The 24844-nt window shown below is 47.9% G+C and carries 26 protein-coding genes; 18 read left to right on the top strand and 8 right to left on the bottom strand.

The window, feature by feature from the left end:
* Positions 1–83 precede the first annotated feature (83 nt).
* Positions 84–1319, top strand: coding sequence for an alpha/beta fold hydrolase (locus tag RF679_RS13205; protein WP_309481098.1), 1236 nt, complete (start codon positions 84–86; stop codon positions 1317–1319).
* Between the two features lie 133 nt (positions 1320–1452).
* Here the strand turns inward: RF679_RS13205 and RF679_RS13200 are convergent, their stop codons facing one another.
* Positions 1453–3543 (bottom strand): S9 family peptidase, encoded by a 2091-nt coding sequence (locus RF679_RS13200; RefSeq protein ID WP_309481097.1) that lies wholly within the window; start codon positions 3541–3543, stop codon positions 1453–1455.
* A 474-nt stretch (positions 3544–4017) separates the two neighbouring features.
* Here RF679_RS13200 and RF679_RS13195 point away from each other — a divergent pair, with 474 nt between their 5' ends.
* From RF679_RS13195 to RF679_RS13185, 3 genes are read left to right on the top strand one after another with little or no spacing between them, the layout of a single operon-like run.
* Entirely contained in the window at positions 4018–4380 is a 363-nt protein-coding gene (locus RF679_RS13195) for a GntR family transcriptional regulator (RefSeq protein ID WP_309481096.1), read from the top strand.
* 2 nt (positions 4381–4382) lie between these two features.
* Positions 4383–5240, top strand: coding sequence for an ABC transporter ATP-binding protein (locus RF679_RS13190; protein WP_309484017.1), 858 nt, complete (start codon positions 4383–4385; stop codon positions 5238–5240).
* Positions 5237–6208, top strand: a complete 972-nt coding sequence (locus RF679_RS13185) for a hypothetical protein (protein WP_309481095.1) — start codon at positions 5237–5239, stop codon at positions 6206–6208. The genes RF679_RS13190 and RF679_RS13185 overlap by 4 nt, the downstream gene beginning before the upstream one ends.
* 236 nt (positions 6209–6444) lie before the next feature.
* Here the strand turns inward: RF679_RS13185 and RF679_RS13180 are convergent, their stop codons facing one another.
* Entirely contained in the window at positions 6445–7131 is a 687-nt protein-coding gene (locus tag RF679_RS13180; protein WP_309481094.1) for a hypothetical protein, read from the bottom strand.
* Positions 7132–7202: 71 nt separating this feature from the next.
* Here RF679_RS13180 and RF679_RS13175 point away from each other — a divergent pair, with 71 nt between their 5' ends.
* On the top strand, positions 7203–7328 hold the full coding sequence (locus RF679_RS13175) for a hypothetical protein (protein WP_309481093.1): 126 nt from the start codon (positions 7203–7205) through the stop codon (positions 7326–7328).
* Positions 7329–7405: 77 nt separating this feature from the next.
* Here the strand turns inward: RF679_RS13175 and RF679_RS13170 are convergent, their stop codons facing one another.
* Positions 7406–8674, bottom strand: a complete 1269-nt coding sequence (locus tag RF679_RS13170) for a CaiB/BaiF CoA transferase family protein (RefSeq protein WP_309481092.1) — start codon at positions 8672–8674, stop codon at positions 7406–7408.
* A 117-nt stretch (positions 8675–8791) separates the two neighbouring features.
* Between RF679_RS13170 and ugpQ the strand changes: the two genes are divergently transcribed.
* From ugpQ to RF679_RS13135, 7 genes are all read left to right on the top strand, one after another.
* Positions 8792–9568, top strand: a complete 777-nt coding sequence (ugpQ, locus tag RF679_RS13165; RefSeq protein WP_309481091.1) for a glycerophosphodiester phosphodiesterase — start codon at positions 8792–8794, stop codon at positions 9566–9568.
* A gap of 163 nt (positions 9569–9731) precedes the next feature.
* Positions 9732–10061 (top strand): hypothetical protein, encoded by a 330-nt coding sequence (locus RF679_RS13160; RefSeq protein ID WP_309481090.1) that lies wholly within the window; start codon positions 9732–9734, stop codon positions 10059–10061.
* A 193-nt stretch (positions 10062–10254) separates the two neighbouring features.
* Positions 10255–12870: an alanine--tRNA ligase gene (gene alaS / locus RF679_RS13155; RefSeq protein WP_309481089.1), complete on the top strand. Its 2616-nt coding sequence runs from the start codon at positions 10255–10257 to the stop codon at positions 12868–12870.
* A gap of 351 nt (positions 12871–13221) precedes the next feature.
* On the top strand, positions 13222–13449 hold the full coding sequence (locus RF679_RS13150; protein ID WP_186917901.1) for a sulfurtransferase TusA family protein: 228 nt from the start codon (positions 13222–13224) through the stop codon (positions 13447–13449).
* Positions 13450–13801: 352 nt separating this feature from the next.
* Positions 13802–14554: an electron transfer flavoprotein subunit beta/FixA family protein gene (locus RF679_RS13145; RefSeq protein ID WP_309481088.1), complete on the top strand. Its 753-nt coding sequence runs from the start codon at positions 13802–13804 to the stop codon at positions 14552–14554.
* A 124-nt stretch (positions 14555–14678) separates the two neighbouring features.
* Complete coding sequence (locus tag RF679_RS13140; protein WP_309481087.1) at positions 14679–15608, top strand: electron transfer flavoprotein subunit alpha/FixB family protein; 930 nt, start codon at positions 14679–14681, stop codon at positions 15606–15608.
* A gap of 162 nt (positions 15609–15770) precedes the next feature.
* Positions 15771–17561 carry an acyl-CoA dehydrogenase gene (locus RF679_RS13135; RefSeq protein ID WP_309481086.1) on the top strand — a complete coding sequence of 597 codons (1791 nt, stop codon included), beginning with the start codon at positions 15771–15773 and terminating at the stop codon, positions 17559–17561.
* Positions 17562–17733: 172 nt separating this feature from the next.
* On the opposite strand, the gene RF679_RS13130 is transcribed toward RF679_RS13135, so the two are convergent.
* Both RF679_RS13130 and RF679_RS13125 read right to left on the bottom strand, forming a co-directional pair.
* On the bottom strand, positions 17734–18162 hold the full coding sequence (locus RF679_RS13130; protein ID WP_309481085.1) for a hypothetical protein: 429 nt from the start codon (positions 18160–18162) through the stop codon (positions 17734–17736).
* A gap of 10 nt (positions 18163–18172) precedes the next feature.
* Positions 18173–18589 (bottom strand): NINE protein, encoded by a 417-nt coding sequence (locus RF679_RS13125; protein WP_309481084.1) that lies wholly within the window; start codon positions 18587–18589, stop codon positions 18173–18175.
* Between the two features lie 452 nt (positions 18590–19041).
* On the opposite strand from RF679_RS13125, the gene rpsP reads away from it, so the two are divergent.
* The 6 genes from rpsP to RF679_RS13095 all read left to right on the top strand — a co-directional run bounded on the left by rpsP (position 19042) and on the right by RF679_RS13095 (position 23260).
* Positions 19042–19290, top strand: a complete 249-nt coding sequence (gene rpsP / locus RF679_RS13120; RefSeq protein ID WP_309481083.1) for a 30S ribosomal protein S16 — start codon at positions 19042–19044, stop codon at positions 19288–19290.
* Positions 19291–19343: 53 nt separating this feature from the next.
* The gene (rimM, locus tag RF679_RS13115; protein ID WP_309481082.1) at positions 19344–19901 is read left to right on the top strand and encodes a ribosome maturation factor RimM; all 558 of its coding nucleotides are present in this window, start codon (positions 19344–19346) and stop codon (positions 19899–19901) included.
* A 91-nt stretch (positions 19902–19992) separates the two neighbouring features.
* Positions 19993–20757, top strand: a complete 765-nt coding sequence (gene trmD, locus RF679_RS13110; RefSeq protein WP_309481081.1) for a tRNA (guanosine(37)-N1)-methyltransferase TrmD — start codon at positions 19993–19995, stop codon at positions 20755–20757.
* A 158-nt stretch (positions 20758–20915) separates the two neighbouring features.
* The gene (gene rplS / locus RF679_RS13105) at positions 20916–21290 is read left to right on the top strand and encodes a 50S ribosomal protein L19 (RefSeq protein WP_309481080.1); all 375 of its coding nucleotides are present in this window, start codon (positions 20916–20918) and stop codon (positions 21288–21290) included.
* Positions 21291–21494: 204 nt separating this feature from the next.
* Positions 21495–22184, top strand: a complete 690-nt coding sequence (locus RF679_RS13100) for a CoA pyrophosphatase (RefSeq protein WP_309481079.1) — start codon at positions 21495–21497, stop codon at positions 22182–22184.
* A 125-nt stretch (positions 22185–22309) separates the two neighbouring features.
* The gene (locus RF679_RS13095) at positions 22310–23260 is read left to right on the top strand and encodes a CobD/CbiB family protein (RefSeq protein ID WP_309481078.1); all 951 of its coding nucleotides are present in this window, start codon (positions 22310–22312) and stop codon (positions 23258–23260) included.
* Between the two features lie 106 nt (positions 23261–23366).
* On the opposite strand, the gene RF679_RS13090 is transcribed toward RF679_RS13095, so the two are convergent.
* The 3 genes from RF679_RS13090 to RF679_RS13080 form a co-directional block, all read right to left on the bottom strand.
* Entirely contained in the window at positions 23367–23594 is a 228-nt protein-coding gene (locus RF679_RS13090; RefSeq protein WP_309481077.1) for a hypothetical protein, read from the bottom strand.
* 172 nt (positions 23595–23766) lie between these two features.
* Positions 23767–24000, bottom strand: a complete 234-nt coding sequence (locus RF679_RS13085; protein ID WP_309481076.1) for a hypothetical protein — start codon at positions 23998–24000, stop codon at positions 23767–23769.
* Positions 24001–24191: 191 nt separating this feature from the next.
* On the bottom strand, positions 24192–24767 hold the full coding sequence (locus RF679_RS13080) for an elongation factor P (protein ID WP_309481075.1): 576 nt from the start codon (positions 24765–24767) through the stop codon (positions 24192–24194).
* Between the last annotated feature and the right edge of the window lie 77 nt (positions 24768–24844).

Below are 24844 nucleotides of genomic sequence, written 5' to 3'. Positions count from 1 at the left end.
CATGATGCGCGCCGATGTTTTTTCTTTGTTCATAATCGGCGCGAACTCGTGGCAGGGGCGAGATGCGCATTTTTGGAGTATGTATGACTTTTCGTTCTGTTTTATCTCGTGTTCCTGCTTATCTGGGTGCTGCCAGCGCCCTTGTGCTTTTGGGTTCTTTGAGCGCTTGTGGTGGGGGCAGTAATAGCACGGTAGCACCTTTACCTGTGGTTGCTGATGCCGCCGGTGATTTGTTGAGTGTGCAAAGTATTGTGCTCGGCAATACTTATACCAATACTAGCTCAGTGCAAAAAATCCGCTATCGTATGAAGGCGGTCAATGGTGGGCTGACAGAAGCCAATGCGGTTCTGTTTATTCCAAAAGGAACCGCACCGACAGGAGGATGGCCTTTGGTGGTGTGGGCGCACGGTACAACTGGGGTGGCGGATGCATGTGCACCAAGCCGCACGGTGTTTGCTGAAGATAGCGATGCGATCGCACCTCTGTTAAATGCAGGTTATGCGGTGTTGGCACCGGATTATGAGGGGCTCGATGCACCGGGTATTCACCCGTATTTGATCGCTGATAGTGAAGCGAATTCAGTGTTGCACGCGGTTCTCGCCGCACAAAAAATTCAGCAAGTAAGCTTGAGTAAGAAGTGGGCGGTGATTGGGCATTCGCAAGGCGGTCATGCTGCCTTGGCGACGGCGCAGTATGCAAAAGAAATCGAAGCGCAGTACCCTCTGGTGGCGACAGTGGCATTGGCGCCTGGATCGGATGTGAGTCTCATTACTGATATTGACTTTGCCTCAATTAAGGAACTGACCGCGTCGGATCAAGCGCCGTTGGCGTGGGGTGTTGCTGGGAATTTGAATGGTTACGGTACGTTTTTGCTGCACGGCGCCACGGCGATCGCACCGACTTTAGATTTGACTAAGTATGTCGGCGACGATCTCAAGCCCATCATAGCCTTGGCCAAAGATGATCGTGATTGTCAGCAGTTTGGGACGGCCTTGGCAATGAAAGTTTCGAGTCTTGCGGTTGCTGGACAGACGCCGCTTGATTTCAAAGGCATCAAGTCTGATTGGTACTTAAATCCGGAGATCAAAGCTTTATTGCCACGAACTGAGGTCGGAAAAGTGAAATTGAGCGTGCCAGTGTATTTGGCACATGGTGATGCTGATATTGATGTGCCGATCGGAGCAACTCGCCAACTCGAAGCGACCATGCGTCAACTTGGAACCAATGTTGAAACTAAATACGTAGCGGACTTGGACCACACCGACATCGTGCCTAATCAGATGCCTGCAGCAATTGGGTTCATTAAATCGAAATGGTAGTGAGCTCCTCTACTTATCAAATTCAGCCTAAGTAGCTTTGGCATGCATAGATTGGCTTAGGTTGATTCGTAAAGCAAAACAGGAAGTGTCGCCACCTCCTGTTTTGCTTCATACCGCTCAATTGATGATGTAATTATTTCTTCAAATACGTATTCATCCAATTCAACACAGTGTGATGCCACAACAAGGAATTGGCTGGCTTCAAGATGTGATGGTTCTCATCGGGGAAGGTCAGCAATTGGCTATCGATACCACGTCGTTGCAAGGCTGTGAACGCACCGAAGGATTGCGCGCTAGGGACGCGGAAATCCATTTCACCTTGCGTGACCAACATCGGTGTTTTCCATTTCAAGACGTGTGCCGATGGATTGAATTTTTCATGTTTGGCCGGCACATCAAAATATGGGCCGCCGTTTTCCCATTCGGTGAACCACAATTCTTCAGTGGTGTAATACATGGAGCGGGTATCGAAGATACCAGCATGGTTGACAATGCACTTGAAGCCATCGTTCCAATTGCCAGCGATCCAGTTCATCATGAAGCCACCGTAGGATGCGCCCAATGCGCAGGCTTTACTGCTGTCAACCCAAGGGAATTGTTTTGCAGCGGCAGCCATGCCTAACTTCAAATCGACCAATGGTTTGCCACCCCAGTCTTGACTGATCGAATCAGTGAAGGCTTGACCGTAACCCAGTGAGCCGTGGAAATCGATAAATACGACGGCGTATCCAGCACCGGCATAGACTTGTGGATTCCAACGATAACTCCATGCGTTGGCGAAGCTACTTTGTGGACCACCATGCACGATGAAAGCCACGGGATATTTTTCACCGACTTTGGCATTCCACGGCTTCATGACATAACCGTAGACTTTTTCACCTTTCGCGCCGGCGTAAGAGAATTGTTCATACTCACCGAAGCGAACATCAGCCAAGGCTTGTTTGTTGACATCGGTGATTTGTTTCCACGTTGTTTTGCCTTCGTCGCTGACGAAGAGTTGAGCACCCGAACCTAAGTCAGCCTTGGCGATGACCTGTGTTTTACCGCGTACATCGAAGCCTGCTACGGAGCCTTTATCGCTCAAGGCTTTTACCGCGCCAGATGCGACATCCACCGCGAACATGCGCATTTGGCCGAGGTCGAACGCGTGGGTGTACAAAGTCTTGCCATCTTCTGACCAAGCGAGATTGCTGGCGGATCGATCCCATTTTTCAGCTAAAGCGCGCTTCTTGCCGGTCTTCAGGTCGAGCAACATGATTTGGAAACGGTCTGCTTCAAAGCCTGGACGCTTCATCGCTAAGTAAGCCAGTGTGGAACCGTCAGGGGAGAATACGGGTTTGGCATCCCAGGCTTTATTCTCAGCGGTGAGATTGGTCGGTGCAGCACCGCCCGCGGCTGGCACATCATACAAATCGAAATTGGTTGACCATGCTTCGGTTTTGCCAGCGATACGCGCTGAGAAAACGACCCGTTGTCCATCTGGTGAGAAGCTGTAGTCTTCTTGATCGCCATCGGGTTTGGAATGGACATCGGCTTCGAGCGAGCCAGATAAGCTGACGACATTTTTACTAGCGACATGATTGGCATCGATGCTGGCGGAGTAGAGAACGTTACGACGTCCGTCAGCCCAAGTGTCCCAGTGGCGGATAAAGAGTTTGTCGTGGATGCGACCAGTTGCTTTGTTCTTGGCTTTACCTTCGAGACGATCTTTGGTGCAAGTCAAGTCAGGGCAATCGCGGAACACTTCTATCGACATGGCGATGCGGTTATCGGTCGGTGAGACTTTATAACTTTCAACATCGAGCGGTAAGTCAGTCACTTGCTGAGCACTGCCGACGCCGCCCGCGATCGGTAGGCGCCATACTTGGCCGCTACCGGAACGGCTCGATACGAAATAAATCGCATCGCCTTTGGCGGACCATTGAGGGCCAGAGTTATTGCCTTCGTTATTGTTGGTAACGTTGGTCAACTTGGTCGGCTTAGCGTTCGCATCGGCCAGATTGATCATCCACAGATCCCAGCGTCCGCGATTTTTATCGAGGTCAGTGGTGCGCTGTGCATAGACGACGATTTTTCCATCTGGCGATAAAACCGGTGTCACCACGCGTTCCATCTTAACCAAATCTTCAACCGTAAAGCCGCGAACTTCGGCTTGCGCGGTCATGCTAGTGAAACCGCACAGTGCACTAACGGCGCTGGCGATAATGAGTTTTCTTATTTTCATATGATCTCCTAGTGGGAATGATGTTCCTAAAGCCTTTGCGCTGATGGCGCCAAAATCAAAGCCATCGCATTGTAGCGCTTGTCATTTCATAGCGGGACACGGTGATAGGTCTTTTTTGATTTGTGTCGTGAATTGCTGGGTTCCTGTTGCATTCTTTAGCGAATGAGGTTTGTTTTAGGTGACTTATTCGATTCTGGCGCTATTCGCTGAAGAGATTTTTTCAATAGTTAAGTAGAGCCTTGGAGTGGAGCCTTAATCAGACGCCCAAGAACAGTTCGAGAAAGCAGGCGTGTTAGATGTCGAAATAAATTTTTTACATTTTTCACAAAAGTGATTGTCTTTTTGTGATTTGGTGTTATAGTTAACTACAACACTAAAACGTCTCAAAGATGAGGTATGCGTTTTCATCATTCGAGAAGGGCTTGGCGATGAAATATGAGGGCAAATTCGATGTCGAGAGGAAAGGGGTAAGGCATGGGGCACGATTGGCATGACAATGCGCCGATTTATCGGCAGTTGAAGGACAAAGTGGTGAATATGATTTTGAACGAAGAACTCAAGTCTGGTGAGGCTTTGCCTTCAGTAAGGCAAATTGCAGCTGAATTTCAATTGAATCCAATCACGGTATCGCGAGCCTACCAAGAGCTGGTGGACGAAAGTATCGTGGAAATGAAAAGGGGACTAGGCATGTTTGTATTGGATGGGGCTAAGGAAAGACTACTTGAGAGCGAGCGCGCACGCTTTATGTCAGAAGAATGGCCAGCGCTGTTGAAACGTATCGAAAATCTCGGCATTGATATTAAAACACTGCTGAAACAAGCCAAGCAAGGAGAGTGATGATGACGTCAATCATTTCAGCGAAAGGGCTGCGAAAGTCCTACGGCAAAAAGGAATGTCTGAAATCTCTCAATCTTGAAGTGCATTCTGGCCGCATCCTTGGCTTAGTTGGTCCGAATGGCTGCGGTAAGACCACCACGATTAATGCGATTTTGGGCTTAACTGATTTCGAAGGAGAATTGTCCGTTTTGGGGATGGATCCGCGTCATCAGCGCGATGCCTTGATGAATGAGATCTGCTTTATTTCTGATGTTGCGATCTTACCCAAGTGGCTGAAGGTCAGTGACGCTCTCGATTTTGTGGATGCGATCCATCCGAAGTTCAATCGTAGTAAAGCTGAGCGCTATTTAGCAGCGACCAAAATCGAAAACAAGATGCGCGTCAAAGAAATGTCTAAGGGTATGGTCGTGCAATTGCATTTAGCGTTGGTGATGGCGATCGATGCGAAGTTACTGGTGCTTGACGAACCCACTCTTGGGCTCGATATTTTGTATCGAAAAATGTTCTACCAACAGCTCTTGGAAGACTATTTCGATGAGAACAAAACCATCATCGTCGCCACGCACCAGATTGATGAGATTGAGAATATTTTATCCGATCTAGTCTTGATGCGTGATGGTGAATTGATCTTAGCAGGCACGATGGATGAGGTGGCTTATCGTTTTGTCGAAGTGACTGTCGCAGCCGATCAGAAGTCCGCGGCGCAAGCACTCAAGCCGATTCAACAGCGTGACATTTTCGGTAAGACACATATGTTATTCGATGGCGTAGCTCATGAAACCTTGATGCAGTTCGGTGAATGTAAAACACCAAGCGTTTCAGATATTTTCGTGGCCATGATGAAAGGGAGTTATCAATGAAGCAGAATCGAAGTCATCAATTCAAAACATTGATGTGGTTAGTGCGTCGCGAATATTGGCAAAATCGTGGCCTCTTATTGTGGGGGCCAGCGGCGATCGCGCTTGGCTTTTTCTTGATGTTTTTGTTGATTGAGTTTTTTTGGAAAGACATTCTTCGCAATGAACAATATTCGACCTTACAGCAAATGTTTGGCGTGGAGGCTGCACAGGGTAAGTTGATTGAGTACACAAGAAGTAATGTGTCTGGCATGTCGCGCTTTATTTTGCAGAGTATGTTGGTCATTACAAGTTCTTTTTCCACTTTGTATTTGTTCGGTGCGCTGCGAGACGAGCGCCAAGATCGTAGTATTTTGTTTTGGAAATCAATGCCGGTTTCAGACACCCTTGAAGTGCTGTCGAAGCTCGTATTTCCCTTGCTCTTGAGTCCGATACTGACTTTACTGATCGCTTTCGCGAGTTACTTCTTTGCAGCATTGATTGTGGCCTGCGCAACGCTATTTTCCCATTTCGACTTGTTCTCTGCAGTGCTTTTTAATGAAAGTATGTATTCCTTGCCACTGCAATATCTACGCTTATTGCCGTTTTATATGGCGTGGTCATTGCCCTGTGTTGCTTGGTTCTTGTTGGTTTCAGTGTGGTCGAAATCTAGAGTATTTCCATGGGCGGTTGGGATACCTGTCTTGCTGACCCTAATGATCGCTTTCGCCACAGATAGTGGGTGGTTCGCGAAGCATGTGGCAGTCCATTGGGTTGCGGGTAACATACCTAGCAGTTGGGTGATCGAGTTTCCACGTGAGATGTTGACACGTTTTCCTTGGTCAATTGAACAGGGCATGCTTACGCCAGAATTGTTAAACGCTGCAGCATGGTACAGCACGCAAAGTTTTTCACTTCTGATTGGCGTCGTGATTGGTATCGCTTTGCTGGTTCTAACCATTCGCCAACGCCGCTTCGCCGCGCTGATTTAGTCGCTGATGGCGATAGGGGCGAACCAACTATCCCTCCGGCAATATTGAATGTTCGTCCATGTTTTTTTTTAAGCGTATTTTGTCGTTGGACCGATTGATGATCGTAAGAAAAGAGCGCGTCACCGAAGGGTGTTGCGCTCTTTATTTTTAAAGCTAGAGTGACGAGTCGAACTTTAGACGGTGTTTAAGTTGGATGGAATCTTCTCACTAAGTTTTGAGAGTCTAGCTTGGTAAGTTTATTGCAAAGTCCAAGCACCATTCTGGAAACTCACTCTGACACGATCACCGACGCGGAGTTGTCCGGGATTGTTGACGCGCACCGCATGAGCTTGGCCATTGGCAAGGCGGAAGGTGATTTCGGTAATACTACTTTGTGGTTCGCTGCTTGAACGATCAATTTCATTACCGATCAAGCCGCCGATGATGGCACCACCGACTGTGGCTGCAGTGCGAGATCCATCATTGTCACCGCCACGACGCTCGTAGCCGCGCCCATAACCTCGATGATTGCCACGATCATGTGAACGACCGCCACTATCATCGCGCGCAATCTGATTGCCAATGATGCCGCCAATAATCGCGCCCACCACCGCACCGCCACCACTTGATTCACGCGCTTGAGCGATGTTTCGAATTCCAACAATCTGTGCCACTTCAGTCACACCATTTGGATAGCTGTTGTACCCGTTTTGATTTGCATCTTGATACTGTGAAGCGTAAGCAGGCTGAGGGTTTTGGTAGTTTTGCTGATACGAGCCAGAGTACTGATTTCCATATTGACCAGGATATTGCGCAGGATAATTGGTTTGGTATTCCGCGCCGTATTGGGACTGGTAAGGAGAACGGGTGTATTGACGATGTACAACGCAGCCACTCAATTGGCTAACGGCGACAAGGGCGAGGATGAGGGCGGCTGTACGCATGATCTTTCCTTTCAGTGGTGCGATGCAGAGACCAATAATAGTCTTGCTCCCTTAACGTGGCTGGTGGAATCATGTTGACCGAATTGAGCGGTAAGTCAGCGCGCTGCTTACGAGGTGGCTTGGTTCGCGCTGCATGGTACTGTGCAGCGCTACCTTGGGTCCGTCATGCCTTTGCGTATTGCTATTTGAATATTTGATGCTGTGTCTCTCGTGGTTTATACAAGCTTATTTGAGTCGTTGATAAATCTCATTTTTCGCCAAAAATTGATCGTGTCTAGGCAATGATACCTTGTGACTTTAATTGCGCAATCTCGCTTTCAGGCAGTGCTAAAACTTCTTGTAAAACGGTGTCGGTATCTTGCCCCAGTAATGGTGGCGCAGCTTGGTAGCTCACTGGTGTCTCAGACAGTTTGATAGGGCTTCCGACGAGTGTTGCAAGACCTGCGGTTGGGTGTGGCAAAGTGATTTGCATGTCACGGGCTTGTACTTGTGGGTCGGCGAATACCTCATCGAGTTTGTTGATCGGTCCGCACGGCACACCGGCTGCTTCGAGTTCTGCGATCCATTCTTTTTTTGTTTTGAGTTTGACCATGTCTGCTAAGATTGGCACTAGCGTATCGCGGTGTTGGACACGCAAAGGGTTGCTGATGAAACGCGGATCGTCTGCCAGTTCAGGGCGGCCACCCACTTGCACGAATTTCCGATATTGGCCATCGTTACCGGCAGCCACAATAATGTGTCCATCGGACGTCGCAAAGGTTTGGTATGGCACGATGTTTTGATGTGCATTGCCCCAACGCTTAGGGGGCTTGCCACTCGTGAGGTAGTTCATATTCATGTTGGCGAGCATGGCCACTTGAACATCGAGTAAAGCCATGTCGATGTATTGCCCTTCGCCAGTACGGTCCCGATGCGTGAGCGCTGCCATTACGCCAATGGTGGCATACATGCCGGTCATTAAGTCGGCAATGGCGACACCAGCTTTTTGCGGGCCGCCACCGGGTAGGTCATCACGTTCACCAGTAAGGGACATGAAACCACCCATGCCTTGCACAATAAAATCGTAGCCGGCGCGATGTGCGTAGGGTCCATTTTGTCCAAATCCAGTGATGGAGCAATACACCAAGTCGGGTTTCAACTGCTTTAGTGATTCATAGTCCAAACCATATTTCTTGAGTTGGCCAACTTTGTAGTTTTCTAAAACCACATCGGATTTCTTTGCTAATTCTCGAATAATGTGTTGACCTTCGCTGGTGGAAATGTCGACTGCAATCGCTTTCTTTCCTCGATTGGCTGCAAGGTAATATGCTGCTTCACTGGTATCTGCCCCATCTTGATCTTTTAAATATGGAGGGCCCCAACTTCTGGTATCGTCGCCAGCACCAGGGCGTTCGACTTTAATCACCTCTGCACCAAGGTCCGCGAGATTTTGTGCACACCATGGACCTGCCAAGACGCGCGTTAAATCGAGGACACGAATGTGCCCAAGGGCTGTTTTTTGTGATGTAGACTTTTCTTGCTTGTCGTGGCTTGTGTTCTGCATATATGCTCTTGTAATTATCTTGGTGGGGACGCTGACTGATAGTGAACGTGGATTGTAAGACCTCGATGTATCAGCGGCTTGTATCTTTAAAAAATCAAATATAGTGAGTGTCGAATAATGTGGCCTTATCCTAGAATCGTAGCGCACCGAGGCGGCGGAAAACTTGCGCCAGAAAATACACTCTTAGCCATGCAATGTGGTCTCCAATATGGCTTTCGCGGCGTTGAGTTCGACGTGATGTTATCAAAGGATGGTGTTCCTGTGCTAATGCATGATCCCGAGTTTGGCAGAACTGTTGCAGGAAAGGGCAATGTGGCTGATTCCACTGCGGCGCAGTTGCTGATGATGGATGCCGGTTCTTGGTTTGATCCACGTTTTTCAAATGTGAAAGTTCCTGACTACGAATCCATATTCCGTTATTGCTACCAACACGGAATATGGATGAACGTTGAGATTAAACCAGTTCCCGGGCATGAGGAGGAAACGGGACATGTCGTCGCTCAAGCAACGGCGCGAATGCTCAAGGAATTGCAGAATGAACCTCAAACATCGGCCACCTTATCTTCTCCTGTCGTTCGATCGCCATTATTCTCCTCTTTTTCTTTTACCGCCTTGACGTGTGCTAAACAGAGCGCACCCGAAATAGCACGTGGTTATTTACTCGATGAATATGAATGCAATTGGTTGAGCTCGTTGGAAAAACTCGAAGCCAGAGCGCTCCATACAAATCATAAATATTTGACGACCACTTGGGCGAAGGAAATCAAGGCGGCCGGTTATGGCTTGTTTTGCTATACGGTGAATGAAATCGAACGAGCGCGGGAGATACTGTCGTGGGGCGTTGACGGTTTTTGTACTGATCGACTCGACCTAATCCCACCAGACTTAGCGTGAAGCGCCAGGGTTTCATTACTCAATCCCGTTACAAATGCTTACCTTGCTTACAGATTTTTGGTCAGCATGTCCCGTAGAATGCGCGTTATCGACTCATGAACGCGACACTGTGTTCACAAACCAAGAAACCCAACCATCACGTAAGTTCTGAAGGAGAAATGAAATGAAAGCTTCCAAAATTATCGCAGCCTTGCTTGCTTCTGCTGTTTCTGTCATGTCTTTGTCTGCTCTCGCTCAGACTGCGACACCGAAGATTGATAAGCGTCAAGAGACACAAGAGCAGCGTATCAATAATGGCGTTGCGAATGGCAGCTTAACTGCGACAGAGGCTGCAAAGTTGGATCGACAAGAAGCCAAGATCGAGGCGCGTGAACAGGCTGCAAAGGCTGATGGTGTGGTCACGAAAGCAGAGCGGGCAAAATTGCATGCTGCGCAAGAGCGAACTAGCGCAAAAATCTATCGCAAGAAACATAATGCACGTAGCTCCAATTGATAGTGCCAAAATTGCAGAAAGATGTAGTGCAATAATTTGATTGTTCCATTTAAAACCCATCGAGTAGTCAGCTTAGTACGACTTCTCGGTGGGTTTTTTGTCGTCTATGCTAAAAAGACAGGGCTTTCACGTATAATCAAGGGTTATCTTTACTTTTGCACGGCAAATTGCCTCATTTACATCGAAAATTCCTATGAACTCGTCAGAAATTCGCGAAAAATTCCTAAAATTCTTTGAGTCGAAAGGCCATACCATTGTTCGTTCCTCCAGCTTGGTGCCGGGCAACGATCCTACTTTGTTGTTCACCAACTCCGGTATGGTGCAATTTAAAGATGTATTCCTAGGGCAAGATAAACGCAATTACAGTCGTGCTACCACCGCGCAACGCAGCGTGCGTGCTGGCGGTAAGCACAATGATTTGGAAAACGTAGGCTATACCGCACGTCACCATACATTCTTCGAAATGCTCGGTAATTTCTCGTTTGGTGACTATTTCAAACGTGACGCGATTCACTACGCGTGGGAATTGTTGACCAGCGTCTATGGTTTGCCCAAAGATAAATTGACCGTCACGGTCTATCAAGAAGACGACGAAGCTTACGATATTTGGAAGAATGAAGTCGGTGTGCCAGTTGAACGTATCATTCGTATCGGCGACAACAAAGGTGCGCGCTACGCATCCGACAACTTCTGGCAGATGGCGGACACCGGTCCTTGCGGCCCTTGCAGTGAAATTTTCTATGACCACGGTCCAGAAATCTGGGGTGGTCCTCCAGGTTCTCCTGATGAAAATGGTGATCGTTTTATCGAAGTGTGGAACCTCGTTTTCATGCAGTTCAACAAAGACGAACAAGGCGTTTTGCATCCGCTACCAAAACCATGCGTTGATACCGGTATGGGCTTGGAGCGTATCGCAGCGGTATTGCAACACGTGCATTCCAACTACGAGATCGATACTTTCCAAAACTTGATCAAAGCAGCAGCACGCGAAACCGGTTGCGCTGATTTGAACAATAACTCTTTGAAAGTGATCGCCGATCATATCCGCTGCGCAGGTTTCTTGATCGTTGACGGCATCATTCCGGGTAACGAAGGACGTGGCTATGTGTTGCGTCGTATTACCCGTCGCGCTTTGCGTCACGGACACAAGCTCGGTCAAACCAAGCCATTCTTCTACAAATTGGTTGCTGATTTGGTCAAAGAAATGGGCGTGGCTTATCCTGAATTGGCAGAAGCCGGCGAACGTGTTGCGCAGGTCATCAAGCAAGAGGAAGAGCGCTTCGGCGAAACGCTGGAACACGGCATGAAGATCTTGGAAGCGGCGTTGGCGAAAGACAGCAAAAACCTCGACGGCACCACAGCTTTCACTTTATATGATACCTACGGTTTCCCATTGGATTTGACTGCCGACATCTGCCGCGAACGCGGCGTGGTGCTCGATGAAGCAGGTTTCGACGCAGCGATGGCAAACCAAAAGCAAATGGCTCGCGCGGCTGGCAAGTTCAAAATGAACACAGCGATTGAGTACAACGGTGCGAAATCGAAGTTTGTCGGTTACGAGCAATTGAGCTATGACAGTAAAGTGATTGCTTTGTATGTTGATGGTGCAGCGGTACAAAAAATTGAAGCGGGCCAAGCGGCGATCGTGGTTTTGGACGTGACACCATTCTATGCAGAATCTGGCGGTCAATGTGGCGATGCCGGCGTGTTGCAAACAGCACATGGTGTTAGTTTCGAGGTTGCTGATACACAGAAAATTCAAGCTGATGTATTCGGCCACCACGGTAGCTTAAGCACAGGTAGTTTGGCTGTTGGCGATGCAGTCAGTGCGCAAGTCAACCAAGTATTGCGTACTCATACAATTCGTAATCACTCCGCAACGCACTTGATGCACAAAGCTTTGCGTGAAGTGTTGGGTGCCCACGTTGCACAAAAAGGTTCTTTGGTCGACGCTGAAAAAACGCGCTTTGACTTTAGTCACAATGCACCAATGACAGCTGAAGAAATTCGCCAAGTGGAAACCATCGTGAACCGCGAGATTTTGGCGAACGTGGCGACACAAGCGCAATTGATGTCCTTCGACGATGCGGTGAAGCATGGTGCGATGGCTTTGTTCGGTGAAAAATACGGTGACGAAGTACGTGTTCTCGACATCGGTACTTCTCGCGAATTGTGTGGCGGTGTGCACGTTCATCGCACGGGTGATATCGGCTTGTTCAAAATCGTTGCTGAAGGCGGTATCGCGGCGGGGATTCGTCGTGTCGAAGCGGTCACGGGTGAAGTCGCATTCAATCTTGTTCAAGACATGAATAGCCGCATTAGCCAAGCTGCTGCTGTGTTGAAAACACAGCCTGAAGAAATCGGCAATCGCTTGGTGCAATGGCAAGACCAAATGAAAGCATTGGAGAAGGAAGTCGCTGCTTTGAAATCGAAGCTGGCCGCGAATCAAGCGGGCGCTTTGGTGTCGCAAGCGATCGACATGGGCGGTGTGAAATTGTTGGCAGCCAGTTTGGAAGGTGCTGACGGTACTGCGTTGCGTGACTCTGTGATCAATTTGCGCGATCAATTGAAATCAGCCGTGGTGGTATTGGCGTCGGTGATTGATGGCAAAGTTAGTTTGGCAGCTGGCGTTTCTCCCGATGCGGTAGCGAAAGTGAAAGCCGGTGAATTGGTGAACTTCGTCGCCCAGCAAGTTGGTGGTAAAGGCGGTGGCCGCCCTGATATGGCGCAGGCTGGCGGCACGAATCCAGAAGCATTGCCAGCGGCGTTGGCAAGCGTAGCTGAATGGGTTGGTGCGAAGCTCAAGTAAGCACAGTTCTCTCACCGACGTCTGAAACGAGAAGAAAAAAGAAGAAAGACCCAAAACAGTTTTGGGTCTTTTTTTTTTGCATTATCGTTTTCTCTGATTTTTATAAAATTGCCTGAAATACAGTGCCTTGTTGCAGCACGGAAGTTTTTCGCACTTGAATGTTGCATAAACGGCCTCAAAAGAGTGCATGGCAGTCGATTTGACCAGTTTTTTGCTTGTTGCGTTGCACAAGTTTGGACAATTTGCGGTAGAATTTCCTGCATAAAGATTCAGCACTGGATAGCTCAAAAAAATTTGAACTCGGCGTTGGTCTAAAAAGCTATACTGAACTTTTCTTCCCCAAGGAAAATCATGCAATTCAATCGAGAAGTGGATGCACGTGGCCTCAGCTGCCCACTGCCTATCCTCAAAGCGAAAAAAGCATTAGCCGAAATGATTACAGGCGAAGTGTTACGAGTGATCGCCACAGATCCTGGCTCGGTTCGTGATTTCAAAGCGTTCTCTAAGCAAACTGGTAATGAGCTGCTTTCGCATTTGGAAGCAAGTAATGAGTTTGAATATTTCTTGAAGCGTAAGTAATTTCTGGCGACTGCTTGTGCAGTCTTAGATGTCTGAGAAATCGACACTCAAGAGAGCAGGGAAGTGTTAATTGCAGAATAATATTGAAAAACCACAAATATTTTTGTGGTTTTTTTTTATCAAAGCGGGTCGTTTTCATAGAGGATTTCATCGGTTTTTAGAAAAAAGAACGAACGTTCTAAAACACGCGACTCGTTTCCTGTTAACATCTATAATCAACTACTTTACGTTTACGTCAATTTGCGCTGGGCAATCTTTGTTCAAATCAGCATTTGCCCAGTAATTTCGTAAGCGCCAGCAGGATTTTGTTTTATTTTTTCTCTTATCAGTACACCATAGTAAAGGCAAACCTATGAAAGTCTTAGTACCAGTTAAGCGCGTGGTTGACTACAACGTGAAAGTTCGCGTGAAGTCCGATGGTTCTGGCGTGGATATCGCCAACGTGAAAATGTCGATGAATCCTTTCGACGAAATCGCCGTGGAAGAAGCGACTCGTTTGAAAGAAGCGGGCGCGGTCACCGAGGTCGTTGCGGTTTCCTGCGGTGTCGCTCAATGCCAAGAAACTTTGCGTACTGCAATGGCCATCGGCGCAGATCGCGGCATTCTGGTTGAAACTGACGAAGAATTGCAACCCTTGGCAGTCGCCAAATTGCTCAAAGCCTTGGCTGATAAAGAACAACCTCAGTTGATCATCTTGGGTAAACAAGCGATCGATGATGATTGCAACCAAACAGGTCAAATGTTGGCGGCCTTATTGGGCTGGCCACAAGCAACCTTTGCTTCTAAAGTGGTCGTGGCTGACGGCAAAGCAACTGTCACTCGCGAAGTGGACGGTGGTTTGGAAACTTTGAGTCTGACATTGCCAGCGATCGTGACAACGGATTTGCGTTTGAACGAACCACGCTATGTGACTTTGCCAAACATCATGAAAGCGAAGAAGAAACCGCTCGATAACGTGAAACCAGCCGACCTCGGTGTTGATGTGACTTCACGTATCAAGACTTTGAAAGTCGCTGAGCCAGCGAAACGTTCTGCTGGTGTGATCGTTCCTGACGTCGCGACTTTGGTCAGCAAATTGAAAACTGAAGCGAAAGTGATTGGCTAATTGCCGAACTTTTGATGACCAAGCTCGGTTCAAGTGCAAAACATTCTGAGCGCGGTTTTTTGATAACTATTTTTTGAGTTGCGTAAGAAGAGCGCATCTCATTTCAAATAAAGTGGAAAACATCATGACTACTCTCGTCATCGCTGAACACGATAACGCTTCTTTGAAGGGAAGCACATTGAATACTGTTACTGCTGCTGTGAAATGCGGTGGTGACGTACACGTTTTAGTTGCTGGTCACAACGCAGGCGCAGCAGCGCAAGCGGCGGCACAGATCGCTGGCGTTAGCAAAGTATTGCACGCTGATGCTGCACATTTTGCAGAAGGCTTAGCTGAAAATGTTGCCGAACAAGTGTTGACCATTGCCTCTGGCTACAGCCACATTTTGGCTCCAGCAACGGCTTATGGTAAAAACATTTTGCCACGCGTCGCTGCAAAACTCGACGTTGCACAGATTTCTGAAATCACAAAAGTTGAATCTGCTGACACATTCGAACGTCCAATTTACGCAGGTAATGCGATCGCGACAGTGCAATCGAGCGACGCGATCAAAGTGATCACGGTTCGTACAACAGGTTTTGATGCAGCGGCAACAGGTGGTTCTGCAGCGGTTGAAACAGTTGCCGCAGTGGCTGATAGCGGCAAGTCTGCTTTCGTATCACGCGAAGTGGCGAAATCGGATCGTCCAGAATTGACGGCTGCAAAAGTGATCGTTTCTGGTGGTCGTGGTATGGGTTCTGCCGAAGCGTTCAAAGTATTGGAACCATTGGCAGACAAATTGGGCGCGGCAATGGGCGCATCTCGCGCAGCGGTCGACGCTGGCTATGTACCTAACGATTGGCAAGTTGGTCAAACAGGTAAGATCGTGGCACCAAGCTTGTACATCGCAGTCGGTATCTCTGGCGCGATCCAGCATTTGGCTGGTATGAAAGATTCCAAAACGATCGTGGCGATCAACAAAGATCCAGAAGCACCAATTTTCTCCGTTGCAGACTACGGCATCGTTGGCGACTTGTTCGAAATCGTGCCGCAATTGGTTACTGAATTGGGTTAATCTGATTCCACGCAATTTGTAGAAGTGCGGTAATGCCTTAACGTGAAAAACGTAAAAAACGTGAACCGCAGTAGCGCAAAAGGCGCAGAGAATACATCGCAGTTCTCTGCGCTTTTTTTGTATCTCTGCGCGAACAAACTGATCTAAATATTCGGAGATTGTATGAGTTACGTAGCGCCTATTAAAGACATGCTATTCGTCATGAATGAATTGGCTGGTCTGAATGAAGTGAATGCTTTGCCTGGCTGTGAAGATGCCACACCTGAAACGGTAGAGGCTGTGCTGGAAGAGAACGCAAAGTTCACGAGCGAAGTGATTGCACCATTGAACTGGGCTGGCGATCAAGAACCTAGCTACTGGAAAGATGGTCAAGTATTTACGACCAAAGGCTTTAAAGAAGCGTTTAAAACTTTTGCTGATTCTGGCTGGCAAGGTGTACAGCATCCGGCGGAATTCGGCGGTCAAGGCTTGCCAAAATTGGTGGCGACACCTTGCATGGAAATGTTGCATGCTGCGAACCTCTCGTTTGCTTTGTGCCCTTTGTTGACGGACGGTGCGATCGAAGCGCTGTTGACAGCTGGTAGTGATGCGGACAAAGCGACATATTTGGAAAACCTCGTCTCGGGTAAGTGGACGGGAACCATGAATTTGACTGAGCCACAAGCCGGTTCTGATTTGGCGATGGTGCGCACCCGTGCAGTGCCGCAAGATGATGGCACTTACAAGATTTTCGGCACCAAGATTTTTATTACCTACGGCGAACACGATATGGCAGAAAATATCGTGCACTTGGTCTTGGCGCGCACCCCAAATGCACCAGAAGGCGTGAAAGGAATTTCACTCTTCATCGTGCCAAAATTCTTGGTCAATGCTGATGGCAGTTTAGGTGCACGTAACGATGCCCACTGTGTATCGATCGAACACAAACTCGGTATCAAAGCGAGCCCAACTTGCGTGCTGCAATTTGGTGATAACGGCGGCGCCATCGGTACTTTGGTTGGCGAAGAAAATCGCGGTTTGGAATATATGTTCATCATGATGAACGCGGCTCGTTTCGGCGTTGGCATGCAAGGTGTGGCAGTGGCTGAACGCGCATACCAAAAAGCTGTGCAGTACGCAAAGGATCGTGTGCAATCACGCGATTTAGCGGGATCTGCTGGTCCCGTTGCGATTATCCATCATCCCGATGTACGTCGTATGTTGATGTCTATGCGCGCGCAAATCGAAGGCGCACGTGCCCTGGCTTACGTAGCTGCTGCGATGAGCGACAAAGCCCACCACGCAAGCGATGAAGGTGTGCGCAAACAGAATCAAGCGGCTTACGAATATCTGGTGCCAATCGTTAAAGGCTGGTCAACTGAAATGTCTTTGAACGTCACTTCCACTGGTGTGCAAGTACACGGCGGTATGGGCTTTATAGAAGAAACTGGTGCGGCACAATACTATCGCGATGCGCAAATCTTGACGATTTATGAAGGTACAACGGCGATTCAAGCGAATGATTTGGTCGGTCGTAAGACAGCACGTGATGCGGGCGCGGTAGCGAAACAATTCATCGCTCAAGCTCGTGCGACTCAAGCCGAATTGGCGGCTTCGGACAATGCTGATTTGCAAGCGATTGCGAAGCAATTGGCGTTGGGTGCTGATGCGATGGAAGAGGTTGTTAATTTCGTCGTGGCCAACTTCAAAGCCGATATTAAAGCAGTGTTCTCCGGTAGCGTGCCATACTTGAAATTGGCAGGCGTGGTGCTCGGCGCATGGCAACTCGGTCGCGCTGGTTTGATTGCGCATCAGCAAAATGCAGCTGGCAAAGGTGATACTTCGTTCAACCAAGCGAAGATCGCGACTGCGCGCTTCTTTGCCGATCACATCTTGACGACTGCGTTTGGTTTGCGTAGTTCTATCGTTGAAGGTAGTGCGGGCGTGATGGCATTGTCGATTGAGCAGTTCTAATCACCTCGATGACTCCTGATTGAGTGAAAAAGCCCGAAGCGATTCGGGCTTTTTTATCGAATCAATAGATTGCTTTTGTAAACTGTGCGAGTGAAGAGCAAGCTATTCTTGAGTTGGGAATGGCTAGATTACAGGTGTGCCAAATCGATAGAAGTATTTCCATTGCGGTTGGTCATGCGATCGTACTACCTCTAGCCTCCTGAATGCGCTTAGATCTTAGTGCAAGAAAATGCAGGCTTAGAGAAATTGGAATGCTAAATATCAAGAACAAAATGCCCAGCTCGATGGAGAATGGCGCAAGAATTACTGCTGGCAGAGTTCCCACGATTGACGTCGTCAGGTAGTTGTTGGCGTTTTTGTTGAGCAGAAATGCGTAGGCTGCACTTCCGAAAAGGAGCGCCGGAATAACGCCAATAAAAAAAGCTACCATGCCAACAAGGCCAGCGAACGATAGTGACTGCGTTATCGCTTCAAAAGAAAAGCCTTGTTGAAACGTGAGTACAATACTTCCGATGATGAACAGAGCCATGATGCCGCATAGGCAAGCGAGTAGGGTGATCGGTGCGACAGCAAGAAATAGGCGCGGATAGTGGTTCATCATCGTCTATGGATTAACCGTAAGCTCCGCCTGTATAAAGCAGATCAAAGGCCCGCGCCATCATGCCGATAAGTGCAATTGCACCAGCGCCTAAATCAAAAACCAAGATCACCGCCAACAACCAACTGGAATCACTTTTCTGACCGGAGTTCGGATTAAATTCTGTGTCCCATTTTTCGTCGGATTTGAGACCCAAAATCAAGGTCATCAAGAGAGCAACGAGTAAAGATAATAGCCACGGTCCGAAGGTGATGAATTCATTGAGATTGAAATACAGCTTTGAAAGCAACAACGAAAGTGGAAGGGTGCTGAAGTGTAGCCACGCGATTGCATCATTTTTGCCATAAAGATAAAAGCGATGGGCGCCGAGACTGCCAAGACTGAGGCTTAAAAATGCAGTGAGTGTTTTGTTTTTGTGTGCTTGAGTCATTTTGCTAATCAGATAAAAATGCGAATGTGAAGTCGCGACTTACTCCACAATTTGAGGTGGCGCGCAGATATTTAGGTAGTCTGAATTTTAACGGATTTAGCTAGGGCGGAGCGGAATGCTTTTGTGCGTGCATTAGCTTTCTACGCGATGAGTTTCAAACGAGGGCCGATGGGTATTCGCTTTGCCGCACAATCAATAAGTCACATCTTTTGGGGAATTGTCGAGCATCGTTGAATAATGACTAACTTCTTTGATGCTTTGCATTGAAACCCTCTTCTCTGGCAACATGCTTGCGCTCGCAGCGCTGTTTAAAACCCTCGCATTTTCGGCTAAAATATCGGCCTTTCTCGCAGTCTTCTTCGTATTTGCCGCCTAAAAACCTTGCAAAAAACTCGCTTTGCACGTTATAATTTGCGGCTTTTTCCGTCCTTTGACAATTTTTTGGAAATATTATGGTCGTTATTCGTTTATCTCGCGGTGGTGCTAAGAAGCGCCCTTTCTACAATATCGTTGCAACTGACTCCCGCAATCGTCGCGATGGTCGTTTCATTGAGCGTATCGGTTTCTACAACCCAATCGCTTCTGGCAATGCTGAAGAAGTTCGCATCGCTGCAGATCGTTTGGCTTACTGGCAAGGCGTAGGCGCACAATTGTCGCCAGCAGTTGCTCGTTTGGTTGCAGTCGCTAACAAAGCAGCGTAATTCTCTGAATCTCTGATTCAGAATTGTTGTTTTAATTGTTGTTCTAAATAAGCGTGGCTGAACTACATTCTGCTCCTGAAGATTTGGTCTTAGTTGGCCATGTCTCAGGAGCATTTGGTCTTCAAGGGTGGGTGAAAATTCGCCCGTATTCGATGAATGCTGACGCGTTGCTCGATGCGCCTTTGTACTGGTTGGAATTGCCAGCCGGAGCAGGCAAGGGGATGCGAGAAGTAAAGCGCCTCAGTTCCAAGATTCATGGCGAAGACGTTGTAGCGCGTCTGTCTGATGTGCCTGATCGCACAGCGGCAGAAGCCTTGAAGGGCTCTGTTGTCAAGATTTCGCGCGCATTATTCCCAGTATTGCCAGAAGGTGAGTTTTACTGGGTCGATTTGTTGGGCTTGTTGGTTGAGAACTTGCAAGGCGAACAGCTCGGTGTGGTGCGCGGTATGATGGATAACGGAGCGCAATCGATTCTGCGTGTCGCTGCGGCTGATATTGCAGAAGACGATCTGATCAAGCACGAACGTCTGATTCCGTTTGTCGATCACTTCGTCAAAGAAGTGGATCAGCAAGCGAAACGTATCGTGGTTGATTGGGGCAGCGACTTCTAAGTGTCTGCAAAGATCGAAGCCCCAAGGCATCGATCAAATCGTAGAAGTGAAGCAAATCGTTAAGTAAGCGCACAGCGCGAGGTAAGGTAGCATGCAGTTTGATGTGATCAGCTTGTTCCCTGAAATGTTTGCGGCGATTACCGAATCTGGTGTGACACGACGCGCTTTTGAGCAAGATAAATGCGCAGTGCGGTTTTGGAATCCACGTGATTTCACGACTGATCGGCACCGGACAGTAGACGACAGACCCTACGGCGGCGGACCCGGAATGGTGATGATGCCGGGACCTTTGCAAGCGGCGATTCGCTCAGCAAGGCAAGCTCAGCTCGATGCTGGATTGCCGCGCCCTAAAGTGATTTATCTTTCACCACAAGGACAAGCTTTGCAGCATCCGAAAGTGATGGAATTGTCGCAGTTAGATGGCGTGGTCTTGTTGTGTGGTCGGTATGAAGCCGTCGATCAACGTTTGCTTGATGCTGAAGTTGATGAAGAAATCAGTCTAGGCGACTTTGTTTTGTCAGGTGGTGAATTGCCGGCAATGGCATTGATGGATGCTGTGATTCGACAGTTGCCCGGTGTCTTGCATGATCATGCATCGGCAGTCGAAGATAGTTTTGTGAATGGCCTTTTGGATTGTCCACATTACACGCGACCTGAGAGTTTTGAAGGGCAGAGCGTGCCAGCCGTGCTACTCGGCGGGAATCACGCCGAAATTGAAAAATGGCGTCGTCAACAATCGCTAATGGCGAGTTGGCGCAAACGCCCAGAACTAATCGGACAAGCCAGGCAGCAAGGCTTGTTGAGTAAGTCTGACGAAAAGTTCATAGCAACTTTCGCAGAGCAAAAGGATTCGTAGCAGGATTTGACTCCTTGGAGTGGAATCGTCATACGAAACATCGGCTTCGATGGGAAGTTGATGCAAGAGTGAAGTCGTTTTGACTTTACGTGTTTAACCCCATCCTCTACTGAGCAAGAAGTAAAGGCGTCAGCAAGATGGTTACAGGAGTGTTTAAAATGGATTTGATCCAAAAATTAGAGCAAGAAGAAATTGCTCGTTTAGCTAAGAATATCCCTGACTTCGCGCCAGGCGATACAGTGGTTGTTAACGTTAACGTTGTTGAAGGCACACGTAAGCGTGCTCAGGCGTACGAAGGCGTCGTTATCTCCCGTCGTAACCGTGGTTTGAATTCGAACTTCATCGTTCGTAAGATCTCCTCTGGTGAAGGCGTTGAGCGTACATTCCAGTTGTATTCTCCATTGATCGCTTCGATCGAAGTAAAACGTCGCGGTGACGTACGTCGTGCTAAGTTGTACTACTTGCGCGATCGTTCTGGTAAATCTGCTCGTATTAAAGAGAAGTTGCCAACCCGTAAAGCAGCTGCAGAGTAATTCTGTTGTTGTGAGACACGATAAAAAGGGATGCTGCGGCGTCCCTTTTTATTTTGCACACTGCAGGTTGCAGTTGGCAGGTGAGTGAGATGGATGTGGAATTGTGGGCGTTTATTTGAGTGATTCGTGCTCGATTCGTCCAGAAGTTTCGCTACTGTCTTTACTTTCTGCAAGTACTTAATTTATGCATTGCGATAGCTTGTTATGAGTAGTTTTGATCCTACGATGATGCCGATACATTCGATTGCTGACGAAGTCGCAATTGAGAACACCGATCTGACGGCGGCAAAACTTCGTGCGCGTTTTCAACAATCGATTGAATGGCGGCCTGAACTCAACTTTGAGTTTAGTATGAATCGCTCGGGAATTTTTCGGCCTGCCGCAGTGCTAATACCGATTGTTGTTCGTGAACATGGTTTGCAAGTTTTGCTGACGCAAAGAGCTGCTCATTTACATCATCATGCTGGGCAAATTAGTTTTCCTGGTGGACGCGTGGATCAGAAGGATCAGTCTTTTTTGCATACTGCCTTACGTGAGGCAGAAGAAGAGATAGGTTTGAGCGCAAATCAAGTCGAAATCTTGGGTGAGCTCCCTGAGTATCGCACTGGTACCGGATTTTCCGTAACGCCCATCGTTGGTTTAGTGCGGCCACCTATAAGTTTGCGCTCAGATCCGTTTGAGGTTGCGGCGATCTTTGAAGTGCCCTTGAACTTTCTAATGAACCCAGCCAATCATCAGCGCCGCGAAGTTGAATTGCCTCCTTCATTCGGTGCGGAGCCCGGTACTAAGCGTCAATTTTATGCCATGCCCTATGAGGACTACTTCATTTGGGGAGCGACGGCTGGCATGCTGCGCAATTTATTTCATTTTTTGCGTGTTAGTGCGGCGGATTAATGTCCTATTGCTTCATAAACATAGCAAATCAGTTTACACTCTAGGCTTTGACGGTCGGGCAAGCTTGCTTGCTATTGCCTCGCCAACTTGTTTCCTAGATTCATATCGGGAAGACTGATTTCGCTATGACCTTTCTCTCCATTCTTTTTGCTCTACTGATCGAACAGCTCAAGCCGCTACGAGTTGATAATCCCGTCTACACGCAAGTTCAACACTTTGCCATTAAAGTTGAAACTTGGTGCAATGCGGGGAAGGCGCATCACGGGCGTATGGCTTGGTTTATTGTAGTTGGTGCACTGACTTTGCCGACGGCTTTGGTGTACTGGTTGTGCTTGCGTTTTAGCCCATTCGCGGCGTTTGTTTGGAACGTTGTGATCGTGTATTTGACCTTGGGTTTTCGGCGCTACAGTCATTACTTCACCTCGATTCAAGCGGCACTCAGTGCCGGCGATGAAGAAGCGGCACGTCGACACCTTGGTGAATGGATTAACAAAGATTGTTCCAGTTACGATATGACGGATGTCGCCCGCGGCGCAGTAGAACGTTCTTTGATTGCATCACATCGTAATGTATTTGGTGTTTTCTTTTGGTTCTTGATGCCGGTTGGTCCCGCTTGTGCGGTGATGTATCGCATGGCGGAGTTCCTCTCGCGTGAGTGGGCCGAGTCCGAGCGTATGCAAGAAGAGGAATTTGGTAAGTTCGCTCAATCTATTTTTTATTGGATCGATTGGATTCCCGCACGTTTGACAGCCGTCGCGTTTGCCGTGGTGGGTAACTTTGAAGATGCCATTTATTCTTGGCGTAATTACGCGAATCGTTGGAACGATGAGTTGATCGGCATTATTTTGTCTTCAGGTGGTGGGGCAATTGGCGTTCGTCTTGGCGAGCCAGAGAATAAAGCATTGATTTTGAACGCAGGTGCTAGTGCGGTCGATGTCGATAGCATGGAAATTGAAAGTCAACCAGGCATGGAGGCGACACCACGCGCATTACAAAGCGCAGTGGGATTGGTATGGCGTTCCTTATTGTTGTGGATGCTTTTGCTCTTGCTCTTGTCTTTCGCGGTTTGGTTGTAATTCGAGTGAGGACAGGCGGCGATTTGCAAGCATCGCAATCGCCCCGCTAAATTAAGAACACCAGCATTGGCTGGTGTTTTTTTTCGTTGTTTTGAAAGGAGAGCTGCTATGCGCTTGTATTGATTCTTGTGCCAGTCACCTCTCCGCGTAGATTCAATATTTCTAGCGGACGACTTGGTGGAACTTGGGTTTCGGGAGTGGGAGCAGAAGCCATAGGCTTGGCTTCAACGTAAGGCGTGGCATTAATCGCCGGCTTGAGCGCAAGATATTTGGTTTCCTGAATAGGCTGAGGTAAGACTTGTGGTCTCAATGGTGCTGTTGCAGAAATGGCCATTTTGATTCCCCGTCAGTAAGCGAACTCACAGAGAGGATAAGTGAATTTATTTATTGCCGCAAGGCAATAAATGTTGAAGATTGTTACTTCGAATTTCTGCCACTTACAACAAAAAAAGCCGGCTCAACGAGCCGGCAACACAAGAGCTTAGAATTAACTTGCAACGAATTCGTTAGGCGCTGGTATTGATCAAGGTACCAGTCACTTGCCCGTTTGAGTTCACCACTGGTTTTGCTGCTTCCACTTTTTGTGTTTGTGGTGGTGCGACCGTTGGTTGCGCTTGCTTTACTTGGTCTTCTTCAGCGCGCAGCTTGGGAATGAATGATTTCACCTCGTTTTGTTTTTCGGTTTTTTTTGCGAATAGATTCTCGCGTGCATCGGTGCTGCCTATCGGAGCGGTGGCCATGGGACTTCCTTTCGATCAACTCAACGAAACTTTAGGATAGAAGATGTGTTTCTGTATTTCAAGTGTTCTGCTGAAATGAAATGAAAAATAGATTTGTGTTTTTAATACTTTCTGTGTTCGGTTTTTACCGTTAGCCAATAAAAAAGCCACTTCAACGAAGTGGCTTTTTGCACATTTAAACCAATCGTAGATTAGTTGCGTACAACGCGCTTGTATTCGTTAGTACGTGTATCGATTTCAATGATGTCGTCTTGGTTCACGAACAATGGAACTTGAACGATATGGCAATGTGCTTCGATTGCGTTTTCGATTTTCGCATCTTTCAAAACGTTACCAGAAGTGTTGCCTTTAACAGCTGGTTCAGAGTAAATGATTTGACGTGCGATCGTTGTTGGCAATTCAACAGAAATCGCTTTGCCATCATAGAAAACGGCTTCGCATTCCATACCGTCTTTGAGGTAATGCAATGCATCGCCCAAGTTTTCTTCTTCGATTTCGTACTGGTTGTACTCTTCGTCCATGAAAACGTAGAGTGGATCTGCGAAGTAAGAGTAAGTGACTGGCTTTTTGTCGAGAACAACAACGTCAAATTTGTCGTCGCCACGGAATACGTTTTCCAATGGGCTATTCGTCAACAAGTTTTTCATTTTCCACTTGTAAGTGAAGCCAGTGCGGCTAGAGCCGTTGACGTCAGAACGTAGAACGATGAAAGGTTTGCCATCAACCATAATGATATTGCCGACGCGGACTTCTTTTGCTGGTTTCATAATGTATAGAAATAAAAAAAGGTGGTTGCTTAAAAAATGATCTGCCGCCTGCTTCCTATACAAAAATACAGTCCTGC

It is taken from the genome of Undibacterium cyanobacteriorum (assembly GCF_031326225.1).
In the GTDB taxonomy this organism is placed as follows: domain Bacteria; phylum Pseudomonadota; class Gammaproteobacteria; order Burkholderiales; family Burkholderiaceae_D; genus Undibacterium; species Undibacterium cyanobacteriorum.
Note: the sequence above shows the minus strand (reverse complement) of the source record. Positions and strands in the feature narration are given on the sequence as shown.